Here is an 11,819-nt window from a genome sequence, read left to right as displayed (position 1 = left end):
GTCGATCCGGCCGGGGGACGCATGGGTACGCTGAGCACGTGGACATCAAGATCGGCATCATCAACAGCCCGCGCGAGATCGCGTTCGAGACCGCCCAGACCGCCGAGGAGATCGAGCAGGCCGTCGCACAGGCCCTGGAGTCGCAGTCGACCCACCTGTCGCTGAAGGACGAGAAGGGCCGTCGCTTCATCGTGCCGGTCGCCTCGCTGGCCTACGTCGAGGTCGGCGCCGAGGAGTCGCGCCGCATCGGCTTCGTCGCCTGACGTGGAGCTGCTCTTCGCCGTGCTCGGCGGCCTCATCCTCGGGGCCGTCGCGCACGTCGTGGTGCCGTGGCGGTCGACGCGCGGCGTGCTGCTCGGCCCGGTCGTCGGCGGCGTCGTGGCCGCGGTCGTCTGGGAAGCCCTGACCTGGGCCGGCTGGCGCTACGACGGCACCTGGATCTGGGTCGTCGCGCTCGTCGGTGCGCTGCTCGTGGCCGTCGTGGCCGAGTGGGTGCTCGGCCGGCGCCGCTCCGCAGCCGACGACACGTACTTCGAGCACGCCAAGGCCTGAATGCGCCGACGCAGCGGCCGACCAGGCCGGCGGTGGCCGACGACTAGGCCGTCAGCCCGAGCGCGTCCATCCGACGTGTGTGCGCCGCGATGAGCTCGGTCCACACCGGCTCGAGCCGGGCCTGGTCCTGCCGGGCGTGCGACGCGAGTGCCGACCGAGCCACGAGCAGCGTGTCGCCGACCAGACGACGCCCCCACATCGCGAGCCGCGAGCCGACGCGCGGGTCCTGCTCGATGTGCGCCGCGAGCTCGTCGACGACCGCGCGCTCCTCACGCCCGTCGTACACGGAGCGCAGGCGCTGCCGCACGTCCAGGGGCAGGGAGCGGAGCAGGCTGCTGAACAGGTCGTTGAGGATGCCCGCGGTCACGTACCCGGTGAGCATCGACTCGTACCAGTCCGCGCCGCTCGTGCGGAGCAGGAAGCGGTCGATCGCGGCGCGGTGCGGCTCCATCAGGGCAGCCGGGTCACCGCCGGACCGCTCGATCTCGGCGACGAGGGTACGGTGCCGGTCCAGGGCGGCCGTGGCGAGCACGCCGGTCACCAGGCGACCGGACATCGTCGGCGCAGCGGCACCGGCACGGCCCATCGTCTCGTACAGCGAGAGCTGCAGGTACGCGGCCTGCCCGAGGAAGACGTCGAGCTCGGGGCTGACGTCGTCGAGCTGCAGCCGCTCGACTGGCGAGGCGCCGCGCGGGTTGCGCGACGCGAGCCACGCGGCGGCGAGCTGCGCAGCGCGCTTCCGGTTCCACCACGACACCACGGACACAGCATACGGGCCGGCCCGGCCTGCTCCGGACGCCCGTGGACCGGGGCGGGCCGACCTCGCCGGTAGACTGGCCGGGACTCCCACCAGGACCAAGGTGATCCATTGACTTTCGCAGACCTCTCCATCGAGCAGGACATCGTCGACGCGCTCGCGACGAAGGGCATCAGCGAGCCCTTCCCGATCCAGCAGCAGACGATCCCGCTCGCCCTCACCGGCCAGGACATCATCGGCCAGGCCAAGACCGGTACCGGCAAGACCTTCGGCTTCGGCCTCCCCCTCATCCAGCGCCTCGGGGCCGACCCCGAGCCCGGCGTCAAGGCGCTCGTCGTCGTCCCCACGCGTGAACTCGCGGTGCAGGTGACCGAGGACCTCGAGCTCGCCACCTCGAACCGCCCGACCACGATCGTCTCGATCTACGGCGGCAAGGCGTACGAGGGCCAGATCGAGCAGCTCAAGGCCGGCGCCCAGATCGTCGTCGGCACCCCGGGGCGCCTGATCGACCTGCAGCGCCAACGCCTGCTCGACCTCTCCCACGTGCAGGAGGTCGTCCTCGACGAAGCCGACCGCATGCTCGACCTCGGCTTCCTGTCGGACATCGAGCGGATCTTCCAGGCCGTCCCCGCCGTGCGTCACACGATGCTGTTCTCGGCGACCATGCCGGCGCCGATCGTCGCGCTCGCCCGCCGCTTCATGTCCCGCCCGGTGCACATCCGCGCGACGGACCCGGACGAGGGCCTGACGCAGGCGAACATCAAGCACGTCATCTACCGCGCGCACTCGCTCGACAAGGACGAGGTCATCGCCCGCATCCTGCAGGCCGAGGGTCGCGGCAAGACCGTCATCTTCACGCGCACGAAGCGCGCCGCGGCGAAGCTCGTCGAGGAACTGAAGGACCGCGGCTTCAACGCCGCCGCCGTGCACGGTGACCTCAACCAGGAACAGCGCGAGCGCGCGATGGCCGCCTTCAAGGCCGGCAAGCGCGACGTGCTCATCGCGACGGACGTCGCCGCCCGCGGCATCGACGTCGACGACGTCACGCACGTCATCAACCACACGATCCCGGACGACCCGGACACGTACCTGCACCGCGCCGGGCGCACCGGCCGTGCCGGCAAGACCGGCATCGCGGTCACGTTCGTCGACTGGGACGACCTGCACAAGTGGACGCTCATCGACAAGGCGCTCGAGTTCGGCATCCCCGAGCCGGTCGAGACCTACTCGTCGTCCCCGCACCTGTTCACCGACCTGGACATCCCGGCCGGCACGAAGGGTCGCCTCCCCGGTGCGTCGTCGCACGCCGCCGCTGCCGGTTCCGGTGAGCAGCGCCGCTCCGACAAGCCCGCAGGTGAGCGCAGCGGCTCGCGTTCGCGGTCCCGCACCCGGACTGGAGGCACGCAGCAGTCCGCCCCGCGCGCCACGTCCTCGGATGCACGGTCCTCGGCCGCACCGGCACCGACCACCGAGGCGTCGCAGTCCGCCGGCGATGGCACCTCGACCGACGGCGCCGCGAAGCGTCGTCGCCGTCGCCGTCGCCGCAGTGGCGGCGCCGGGTCCGAGGCGACCGCCTCGGCACCGCAGGCAGCCGGCGAGGGCGAGTAGCGCCTCCCGTCCGCAAGGCCCCGTCGCTGACGCGACGGGGCCTTCGTCGTCCCCGCCCACCTTCCGGCCCACGATGGAGCAGGAACGGTCGGGCGGCGCGCGCGGACCCGACGACGACTGCTCCATCGACGGGGCGGGTGCCACCCCGCGAGGCAGGGCGGCAGGCGAGCGGACTCAGGCCAGGCGGGAGCCCGGCCCGTGCACCGGCGCGCTGCCGGTCGCCTGGGACACGATCGCGTCGAACGCGACGCGGGCCGTGCGGTGCTCGCCGAGGCGGTTCGGCTTGCCGGTGCCGTGGTAGTCGCTCGACCCGGTGACGAACAGGTCGTGGCGGGCTGCCCAGTCGAGCAGGGTGCGCTTGCCGTGGGACTGGTTCTCGCGGTGGTCGACCTCGAGGCCGCCGAGCCCGGCGTCGACGAGCTCCCGGAGCATCGGCTCGTCGATCACGATCCCGCGGGAGGACGCCGCCGGGTGTGCGATCACGGGCACACCGCCGGCGGCGCGGATGAGCGCGACCCCGTGCAACGGCGACGGTGCGTCGTGCGGTTCGTAGTACCCGGACGCCGGGTGCAGGATGCCGCGGAAGGCCGCGCTCCGGTCGGACTCGAGCCCCGCGGCGACGAGCGCGTCCGCGATGTGCGGGCGGCCGATCGTTGCGCCGTCGGTGGACTGCGCGATCACGTCGTCCCAGGTGATCGGGTGGTCCTGGCCGATCCGGTCGACCATGCGGCGGGCGCGGGCGAACCGTCCGTCGCGGATGCGGGTCGTCTCCGCGACGAGCCCGGGATCGGTCGGGTCGACGAGGTACCCGAGCACGTGGACGCTGCGGTACCCGACCCGGGTGCTCAGCTCGAGCCCGGGCAGCAGGGTCATCGGCAGCGCGGCGACGGCGGCGATCGCCTCGTCCCAGCCGGCCGTGGTGTCGTGGTCCGTCAGGGCGACGCCGTCGAGCCCGGCCGCGGCGGCTGCGGCGACGAGCTCCGCCGGCCGCTCGGTGCCGTCGGACACGCTCGAGTGGGCGTGCAGGTCGATGAACGGATCGGGCACCCGTTCATCGTACCGACACGTGAACGGCCGTTCAGGCCGCGGACCCAGGTCGTCGGCGGACCGGGTCGGTGCGGCCGCGGGGTCGGTGCGATGATGGGACGCATGGCCGACACGACTCCCCGCGCGACGAGCAACCGTTCCACGACCCCCGGGTCCTCGACGTTCAAGGACCACATCGCGTCGCAGTGGGCCGACCGGGAGCGCCCGCTCCCGGAGCCGCGCGAGCAGGCCGCGTTCGCCGCCGAGCGTCGAGCCCGGATCTCCGAGCTGCACCCCGGCCGCACGATCGTGGTCCCCGCAGGCCAGGCGAAGGTGCGGTCGAACGACTGCGACTACCCGTTCCGCCCGCACTCGACCTTCGCGCACCTGACCGGTTGGGGCACCGACACCGTCGTCGGCTCCGTCCTCGTGCTGACGCCGAACGGCCCCGGGCACGACGCCACGCTGTACTTCCGCGCGACGGCCGGCCGCGACTCCGAGGAGTTCTACGCGAACCCGGAGATCGGCGAGTTCTGGGTCGGCCCGCGTCCGTCCCTCGACGAGGTCGCGGCGGACCTCGGCATCGCGACGGCCGACCTCGGTGCGTTCGACGCCGTCGCGCAGGACCTCGACGCCTCGGTCCTCGTCGTGCGCGACGCGGACGACGAACTCACCCGGTCGCTCGACGCCCGGCTCGGCACCGCGGTCGGCGGCGCCCCGGAGACCGACGCCGCCCCCGCCACCGACGATGTGCTGTCCCGCGACCTGTCCGAGCTCCGCCTCGTGAAGGACGCGTACGAGGTCCGGGAGCTCCGGAAGGCCGTGCAGGCCACGAAGTCCGGCTTCGACGACGTCATCGGTGACTTCGACGCCGTGCTCGAGCACCCCCGCGGCGAGCGCATCGTCGAGGGCACGTTCAACCGCCGCGCCCGCGCCGACGGCAACACGGTCGGCTACGACACGATCGCCGCGTCCGGGCACCACGCCTGCATCCTGCACTGGACGCGCAACGACGGCGCCGTGCAGCCGGGCGACCTGATCCTCATCGACGCCGGGGTCGAGGTCGACTCGTTCTACACGGCCGACATCACCCGCACCCTCCCGGTCTCCGGGACGTTCACCGAAGTGCAGCGGATGGTCTACGAGGCCGTGCTCGAAGCCGCCGACGCCGCGTTCGCGATCGTCAAACCCGGCATCACCTTCCGCGAGGTGCACGCCACGGCGATGGAGGTCATCGCGCGGAAGACCGCCGAGTGGGGCTTCCTGCCGGGCACCGCGGAGGAGTCGCTGCAGCCCGACAACCAGTTCCACCGCCGCTACATGGTGCACGGCACGAGCCACCACCTCGGTCTCGACGTGCACGACTGCGCGAAGGCCCGCCGCGAGATGTACCTGGACGGCATCGTCCAGGCCGGCATGGTCTTCACGATCGAGCCCGGCCTGTACTTCCAGCAGGACGACCTGACCGTCCCGGAGGAGTTCCGCGGCATCGGCGTCCGCATCGAGGACGACGTCCTGGTGACCGAGGACGGTGCCGAGAACCTGTCCGTCGGCATCCCCCGGACCCCCTCGGAAGTGGAGGGGTGGATCGCCCGCTCCGGCCGCTAGCCTGAGCGGGTGACCACGCCCCCGACCACGCCGTCGCAGACCACGTCGACGCCGTCGCAGACCACGCCGTCGCAGACCACGCCGGCGCAGCAGACCGTCCCGACGACGGACCAGCTCGCGATCGACGTCGAGCACTTCGACTCCCCCGACGCCCAGCGCCTCCGGGCAGCGCAGCGTCTGGAGATCGACCGGGCGTACGGCGGCGACACCGAGCCGGGCGAGAAGCCGACGGCGGACTCGATCGCGGTGTTCTTCCTCGCGCGGGACGCCGACGGCACCCCGCTCGGCTGCGGCGGCCTGCGGATCGTGCAGGACGGCATCACCGAGATCAAGCGCATGTACGTGCGTCCGGAGTCCCGGGGCGCGGGCGTCTCGTCGGCGATCCTCCGCCGGCTCGAAGAGGCCGCGATCGACCTCGGGTCCCCGGCGCTCGTGCTCGAGACCGGCGACGAGCAGAAGCGCGCGATCGGGTTCTACGAGCGCGAGGGCTTCACCCGGATCGCGAACTTCGGCCCCTACGTCGGCGCCGCGCGGTCGATCTGCTACTCGAAGATCCTGTAGGACCCCCGGCCGGGCAGCGGCTCAGGCCCGGTCGTCGCGCCGATCTGCGTCGCGCTGATGTGCGTCGTCCTGCCCGGGAGCGGAACGCGGCGCGTCCGGCTGGGCCGGGACGGTCGGCGTCTGGCCGGACACCCGCTCGCCGTACTGCGGCGGCTCGTCCGGACGCGCGTTCGGCACCCGCGGGTCGACGGCCGGCGGGCGCTGCTGCGCGGTCTCCGGCGTCTCGCCGTAGCGGGGACCGTCGTTCGTGCCGTAGCGCGGCGCGCCCGTCTGCGGAGCGGGAGTCGACGCACCCGGCTGCTGCGCGCCTCCAGGCTGGTGCGGTGTGGCGTGGCCGCCGTAGGGCGACCCCTGGGACGGACCCGGACGCCACGGCTGCTGGCCTTGGAAGGGCCGCGCCTGCGTGCCGGGCGCCCCCGGCTGCGGAGCGTCGTTCCAGTGCGTCGACGGGGCCTGCCCGTGCTGGCCGAGGATCCGCTGTGCCTGACCGGTCAGCTGCGGGTCGACGACGATCTGGTAGTTCGTGGCGAGCACCTGGTGCACGCTCGTGAAGTCGCGCTGCCGCTTCGTGATCGCGAACGACACGATGCCGTAGAGCATGCCGAACGCCGCACCGATGATCGCGGCGGCGATGATCAGGCCACCGGCGCTCGGCGAGAACAGCGTCAGGACGATGCCGAAGAAGATGCCGAGCCAGAGACCGGACAGCGCACCGGCGACGGCGGCGCGGCCGTACGTCATCTTGCCGGTGACGCGTTCGACGGTCTTGAGGTCGTTGCCCACGATCGCGATCTTCGCGACCGGGAAGTCGGCCTCGGCGAGCTTCGCCACGACGCGCTGTGCGTCGGGGTAGCTGTCGTAGGTCCCGAGGACGTCGCCACGCGGGAGCGTGGGGAAGGCCTGGGCGGTGCGTCCGGCGAACGGGCTCTGGTTGCTCACCCAGCCATCATCCACCGGACACCTTGCGATCGCACGTACGCCTCCCGGGAGATCCCCGGCCGCCAGCGCGCGACGGGGCACCGCTCGGGCGGCCCGCACATCTGCACCCGCTCAGGCGTGGCCGACCCGCCGCCCGGTCGGCGGGGATCCGAGCGACTACGATGGACGGGTGAGCGCCACGAAGGTCTTCGTCGCCCGCCTCGCCGGGTGCTCCGTCTTCGACCCCGCGGGCGACCGCGTGGGCCGCGTCCGGGACGTCCTGGTCGTCTACCGTCGCGTCGACCCTCCCCATGTGGTCGGGCTCATCGTCGAGGTCCCGGGCAAGCGCCGCATCTTCGTGAGCATCGGCCGGATCACCTCGATCGGCGCGGGGCAGGTCATCACGACCGGGCTCGTCAACATGCGTCGCTTCGAGCAGCGCGGCGGCGAGGTGCGGGTGATCGCCGAGATGCTCGGCCGCAAGGTCCTCATCAAGAAGGAGCGCACCCGCGCCACGATCGAGGACGTCGCGATCGAGGACCGCGGGCAGGGCGACTGGGAGGTGTCGCAGCTCTTCCTGCGCAAGCCGAAGACCACGCCGTCGCCGTTCGGCAAGGGCCCGACCACGTTCGCCACCTGGAACGAGGTCACCGAGGACGAGCTCCCCGGCGAGGCCCAGTCCGCCGAGCACGTCATCGCCGCGTACTCCGACCTGCTGCCGGCCGACCTCGCGTCGACGCTGCTCGACCTGCCCGAGGAGCGGCGGTTCGAGGTCGCCGAGGAGCTCCCCGACGACCGACTGGCCGACGTGCTCGAGGAGATGCCCGACCAGGAGCGCATCGACATCCTGACCCGGCTCGAGGACGCCCGCGCCGCGGACGTCCTCGACCAGATGCAGCCCGACGACGCCGCCGACGTGCTCGCGCAGTTCCCCGACGACCGGAGCGAGGCCCTGCTGCAGCTCATGGAGCCGGAGGAGGCGCAGGACGTCCGGATGCTCCTGGAGTACGAGCCGGACACCGCCGGTGGCCTCATGACCACCGAGCCGGTGATCGTCTCCGCCGACGCGACCGTGGCCGAGGGCCTCGCGCTCATCCGTCGGCACGAGCTCGCCCCGGCCCTCGGTGCGAGCGTCTGCGTGACCCTCCCCCCGTACGAGCCGCCGACCGGCCGGTTCCTCGGGCTCGTGCACTTCCAGCGCATGCTCCGCTACCCGCCGAACGAGCGTCTCGGCACGCTCATCGACCAGCAGACCGAACCGGTGCGCGTCGACGCGAGCGCCGCCGAGGTCACGCGGGTGATGGCGACCTACAACCTCGTGTCCGTCCCCGTGGTCGACGACGCCCACCGCCTGGTCGGGGTGGTGACGATCGACGACGTCCTCGACCACGTCCTGCCGGACGACTGGCGAAGTCAGGGCGAGGGTGACTCCCCCTCGCGACTCCGCCAACGCCCGCGCAAGACGCCCGTGACCACGGGAAGGAGGACCACTCGTGGCCCGAACGGATGACTCCCGCCAGGAGCGCCTGGACTCGCCGAAGGGCATGCGCACGCGCGTGCTCCCGACCCGCCGCCGTGGCCGCGGCGACACCTTCGGTCGTGCGACCGAGGGCATCGCCCGCGCGATGGGCACGCCCTGGTTCCTCGTCGGCCTGACGCTGTTCTGTGCCGTCTGGATGATCTACAACTCGGTCGCCCCGGCGAACTGGCAGTTCGACTCGGCCTCGATCGGATTCACGGCCCTGACGCTCGTGCTGTCCCTGCAGGCGTCGTACGCGGCGCCGCTCATCCTGCTCGCGCAGAACCGGCAGGACGACCGCGACCGGGTGCAGTTCGAGCAGGACCGGCAGCGCGCCGAGCGGAACCTGGCGGACACCGAGTACCTCGCCCGCGAGGTCGTCGCCCTCCGCCTGGCGATGCGGGAGATGGCGTCGAAGGACTTCATCCGCGCCGAGATCCGGTCGCTGCTCGAGGAGCTCGACCGACGGGACGCCGCAGAGGCCTTCGACGACGAGGCGGGGAGCGCCCGGACCCGTGGCTGACCCCCAGCAGCCGGACGAGCGTCTGGGTGCAGCGGTCCTCGCTGCGCTCGGCCGCGTGCTCGACCCGGAGATCCGTCGGCCCGTCACGGAGCTCGACATGATCCGCGGGATCGACGTGCAGCCGGAGGGCTCGGTGCGCGTCGACCTGCAACTCACGGTCGTCGGGTGCCCGGCCGCCGACACGATCGAGCGCGACGTGCGTGCCGCCGCCGGATCCGTGGACGGCGTGCGGCACGTCGACGTCGACGTCTCCGTGATGAGTCCGGCGACCCGGGCCGCGCTCACCGAACGGCTCCGCGGCGACCGCCCGCGCGGCGTGCAGTTCACCCCGGACTCGCTGACCCGGGTGATCGCCGTGACGAGCGGCAAGGGCGGCGTCGGCAAGTCCACCGTGACCGTCAACCTCGCCGCGGCCCTCGCCGCCGCCGGACAGCGGGTCGGGATCGTCGACGTCGACGTGCACGGGTTCAGCGTCCCCGGGCTGATGGGCCTGACGGACGCGAACGGCGTCGCGCCCCGGCCGACCCGGGTGGACAGCATGATCCTGCCGCCGGTCGCGCACGACGTGAAGGTCGTCTCGATCGGGATGTTCGTCGACGACGTCTCCACCGCGGTGTCGTGGCGCGGCCCGATGCTGCACCGCACGGTCGCGCAGTTCCTGACCGACGTGTGGTTCGGCGACCTCGATGTGCTCCTGCTCGACCTGCCGCCGGGCACCGGGGACGTCGCGATCTCGGTCGGGCAGCTGCTCCCCCACGCCGAGGTGCTCGTCGTGACCACACCCCAGGCGGCCGCGGCCGACGTCGCCGAGCGCAGCGGGGTCGTGGCGCGCCAGACCGGGCAGCGGGTGATCGGCGTCGTCGAGAACATGGCCGGGCTCGTCCAGCCGGACGGCAGCGTGCTGCACCTGTTCGGCGAGGGCGGGGGCGACGAGACCGCCGCACGGCTGTCGCGCGGTCAGGACGTCCCCGTACCGGTGCTCGGTCGCGTGCCGCTGTCGGTGCCCCTCCGCGAGGGCGGGGACACCGGCTTGCCGGTCGTCCTCGGCGCCCCGGAGGACCCCGCGGCGGTCGCCCTGCAGGAGATCGCGGCGACGATCACGACGATGGGCCGCGGGCTGGCCGGCCGGAAGCTCGGGCTCTCGCTGTCCTGACCGACGGCGGACGACCGGCGGGGGACGGCGGACAGCCGACGGCGGACGACCGACGGCGGACGGCGGACGGCGGACGGCGGACGGCGGACGGTTCGCTAGCGTGGCGGGCATGAGCAACACCGACCACGTCACCGTCGACTGGGACGCCGCCCGCGACACCAACCGCGCGAACTGGGACGACCGGGTGCCCATCCACGAGGGCGCGTACGACGTCGCCGCCCTCGACGACCCCGCGCACCGCTCCGACGTCGTGCGCGACGACCTGCCGGTCCTCAGCAGGTGGCTGCCGTCCGGCTCGCTCGACGGGCTGGACGTCTGCCACCTGCAGTGCCACATCGGCACCGACACCGTCTCGCTCGCACGCGAGGGCGCCCGCGTCACCGGCGTGGACTTCTCGGCCCCGGCACTCGCCTCCGGCGCCGCGCTCGCGGAGCGGCTCGGCCTCGACGTCACGTGGGTGGAGACCGACGTGCTCGACGCGCGCGCCGCCGTGGTCGGCGACTTCGACGTCGTCTACACGAGCATCGGGACGATCTGCTGGCTCGCCGACCTGGACCGCTGGGCCGCGCAGGTCGCGGCGCTCCTGCGGCCGGGCGGGGTGTTCTTCATCCGTGACGGGCACCCGGCGCTGTACGCGCTCGACGAGGGCGCCCCGGAGCTCGTGACGCGGTACCGGTACTTCCCGGACGGCACGGCCCAGCAGTGGGAGGACGCGGGGACCTACGCCGGCGAGGGCACCGTCGCGAACACTCGCACGTACGAGTGGCCGCACCCGCTGTCCGAGGTCGTGAACGCCCTGCTCGGCGCCGGGCTCCGCCTGCGGCTGCTCGACGAGGGACGCACCCTGCCCTGGCGCTTCAGCCCCCGGATGGAGGAGGACGGGCACGGCTCGTGGGTCTGGCCCGCGGAGGACCGCGACCGCCTGCCCACCACGTTCACGGTCGTCGCCACGAAGGACTGACCGCGTCGGAGACCGTTCCGCGCATCAGAGGCCGATCTGCGCGTCGGGGGCCGATCCGCGCGTGGGGTGCCGTTCCTTCCGCCCTCCAATGCGCGGACCGGCATCCCAGGACGGTTGCGATGGGCTCAAAGGACCGGCCCGGCGCGACCCGCCGACGGACAGGAGGCACGGTGCCAGCCGGCACCGTGCCTCCTGTCCGTCACCGGGTCACGGAACGGGCGTCAGGTCGCCTCGGCGTCGAAGGGTGCCGCCTCGCCCGCGGCGAGCGGCACCACCGGTGCCGTCGCGCGCACCTTCGACGCGGTGACCTGCGCGGTCTCGACCGCGGCCATGCCGCTCGCGGTGCTGGACGGGGAGTCGAGGAGGGCGTCGCGGATGATGCGACGCGGGTCGTACTGCCGGGGGTCGAGCTTCTGCCAGTCGACGTCGTCGAACTCGGGGCCCATCTCCTCGCGCATGCGGTCCTTCGCGGTGTCCGCGAAGCGGCGTACCGCCTTGACGAACTCGGCGAGCTTCTGCGCGTACATCGGCAGGCGCTGCGGACCGAGGAGCAGCACCGCGATGATCCCGATGATCAGGATCTTGTTGAAGTCGATGGACACGCAAACGAGCGTAACCCGTCCCCACTGCGCC

Annotated in this window: 13 protein-coding genes; 9 read left to right on the top strand and 4 right to left on the bottom strand. The window is 72.8% G+C overall.

Features of this window, described 5'->3' with window-relative positions; translation table 11 throughout:
• Nucleotides 1-38: 38 nt before the first annotated feature.
• Both DEU32_RS01095 and DEU32_RS01090 read left to right on the top strand, forming a co-directional pair.
• Nucleotides 39-263 carry a DUF3107 domain-containing protein gene (locus tag DEU32_RS01095; RefSeq protein WP_058741489.1) on the top strand — a complete coding sequence of 75 codons (225 nt, stop codon included), beginning with the start codon at nucleotides 39-41 and terminating at the stop codon, nucleotides 261-263.
• A gap of 1 nt (nucleotide 264) precedes the next feature.
• Complete coding sequence (locus DEU32_RS01090) at nucleotides 265-552, top strand: hypothetical protein (RefSeq protein ID WP_114848972.1); 288 nt, start codon at nucleotides 265-267, stop codon at nucleotides 550-552.
• 43 nt (nucleotides 553-595) lie between these two features.
• Here the strand turns inward: DEU32_RS01090 and DEU32_RS01085 are convergent, their stop codons facing one another.
• Nucleotides 596-1,312 (bottom strand): ferritin-like fold-containing protein, encoded by a 717-nt coding sequence (locus DEU32_RS01085; protein ID WP_229666750.1) that lies wholly within the window; start codon nucleotides 1,310-1,312, stop codon nucleotides 596-598.
• 108 nt (nucleotides 1,313-1,420) lie between these two features.
• On the opposite strand from DEU32_RS01085, the gene DEU32_RS01080 reads away from it, so the two are divergent.
• Nucleotides 1,421-2,917: a DEAD/DEAH box helicase gene (locus tag DEU32_RS01080; RefSeq protein ID WP_114848971.1), complete on the top strand. Its 1,497-nt coding sequence runs from the start codon at nucleotides 1,421-1,423 to the stop codon at nucleotides 2,915-2,917.
• 174 nt (nucleotides 2,918-3,091) lie between these two features.
• Here the strand turns inward: DEU32_RS01080 and DEU32_RS01075 are convergent, their stop codons facing one another.
• On the bottom strand, nucleotides 3,092-3,964 hold the full coding sequence (locus DEU32_RS01075) for a PHP domain-containing protein (RefSeq protein ID WP_114848970.1): 873 nt from the start codon (nucleotides 3,962-3,964) through the stop codon (nucleotides 3,092-3,094).
• A 102-nt stretch (nucleotides 3,965-4,066) separates the two neighbouring features.
• Here DEU32_RS01075 and DEU32_RS01070 point away from each other — a divergent pair, with 102 nt between their 5' ends.
• Both DEU32_RS01070 and DEU32_RS01065 read left to right on the top strand, forming a co-directional pair.
• A complete protein-coding gene (locus DEU32_RS01070) occupies nucleotides 4,067-5,551 on the top strand; it encodes an aminopeptidase P family protein (protein WP_114849179.1) in 1,485 nt (494 codons plus the stop codon).
• A gap of 9 nt (nucleotides 5,552-5,560) precedes the next feature.
• Nucleotides 5,561-6,112, top strand: coding sequence for a GNAT family N-acetyltransferase (locus tag DEU32_RS01065; protein WP_258554741.1), 552 nt, complete (start codon nucleotides 5,561-5,563; stop codon nucleotides 6,110-6,112).
• Between the two features lie 21 nt (nucleotides 6,113-6,133).
• On the opposite strand, the gene DEU32_RS01060 is transcribed toward DEU32_RS01065, so the two are convergent.
• Complete coding sequence (locus tag DEU32_RS01060; protein ID WP_181819154.1) at nucleotides 6,134-7,051, bottom strand: general stress protein; 918 nt, start codon at nucleotides 7,049-7,051, stop codon at nucleotides 6,134-6,136.
• A 169-nt stretch (nucleotides 7,052-7,220) separates the two neighbouring features.
• Here DEU32_RS01060 and DEU32_RS01055 point away from each other — a divergent pair, with 169 nt between their 5' ends.
• From DEU32_RS01055 to DEU32_RS01040, 4 genes are all read left to right on the top strand, one after another.
• Nucleotides 7,221-8,540, top strand: coding sequence for a magnesium transporter MgtE N-terminal domain-containing protein (locus DEU32_RS01055; protein ID WP_058741482.1), 1,320 nt, complete (start codon nucleotides 7,221-7,223; stop codon nucleotides 8,538-8,540).
• 34 nt (nucleotides 8,541-8,574) lie between these two features.
• A complete protein-coding gene (locus DEU32_RS01050) occupies nucleotides 8,575-9,072 on the top strand; it encodes a DUF1003 domain-containing protein (RefSeq protein WP_114849177.1) in 498 nt (165 codons plus the stop codon).
• Nucleotides 9,065-10,225: a P-loop NTPase gene (locus DEU32_RS01045; protein ID WP_114848969.1), complete on the top strand. Its 1,161-nt coding sequence runs from the start codon at nucleotides 9,065-9,067 to the stop codon at nucleotides 10,223-10,225. Before DEU32_RS01050 ends, DEU32_RS01045 begins: the two co-directional genes overlap by 8 nt.
• Before the next feature lie 109 nt (nucleotides 10,226-10,334).
• Nucleotides 10,335-11,186: a bifunctional 2-polyprenyl-6-hydroxyphenol methylase/3-demethylubiquinol 3-O-methyltransferase UbiG gene (locus DEU32_RS01040; RefSeq protein ID WP_114849176.1), complete on the top strand. Its 852-nt coding sequence runs from the start codon at nucleotides 10,335-10,337 to the stop codon at nucleotides 11,184-11,186.
• A 221-nt stretch (nucleotides 11,187-11,407) separates the two neighbouring features.
• Here DEU32_RS01040 and DEU32_RS01035 read toward each other — a convergent pair whose 3' ends face one another.
• The gene (locus DEU32_RS01035; protein ID WP_058741480.1) at nucleotides 11,408-11,788 is read right to left on the bottom strand and encodes a twin-arginine translocase TatA/TatE family subunit; all 381 of its coding nucleotides are present in this window, start codon (nucleotides 11,786-11,788) and stop codon (nucleotides 11,408-11,410) included.
• Nucleotides 11,789-11,819 lie beyond the last annotated feature (31 nt).

Origin of the sequence: Curtobacterium sp. AG1037, assembly GCF_003349855.1 — a bacterium.
Lineage (GTDB): Bacteria > Actinomycetota > Actinomycetes > Actinomycetales > Microbacteriaceae > Curtobacterium > Curtobacterium citreum.
Note: the sequence above shows the minus strand (reverse complement) of the source record. Positions and strands in the feature narration are given on the sequence as shown.

Coding starts and splice junctions, on each gene's coding strand:
- DEU32_RS01070 (WP_114849179.1), top strand. CDS start 4,067: ATGGCCGACACGACTCCCCGCGCGACGAGCAACCGTTCCACGACCCCC.
- DEU32_RS01050 (WP_114849177.1), top strand. CDS start 8,575: ATGCGCACGCGCGTGCTCCCGACCCGCCGCCGTGGCCGCGGCGACACC.
- DEU32_RS01040 (WP_114849176.1), top strand. CDS start 10,335: ATGAGCAACACCGACCACGTCACCGTCGACTGGGACGCCGCCCGCGAC.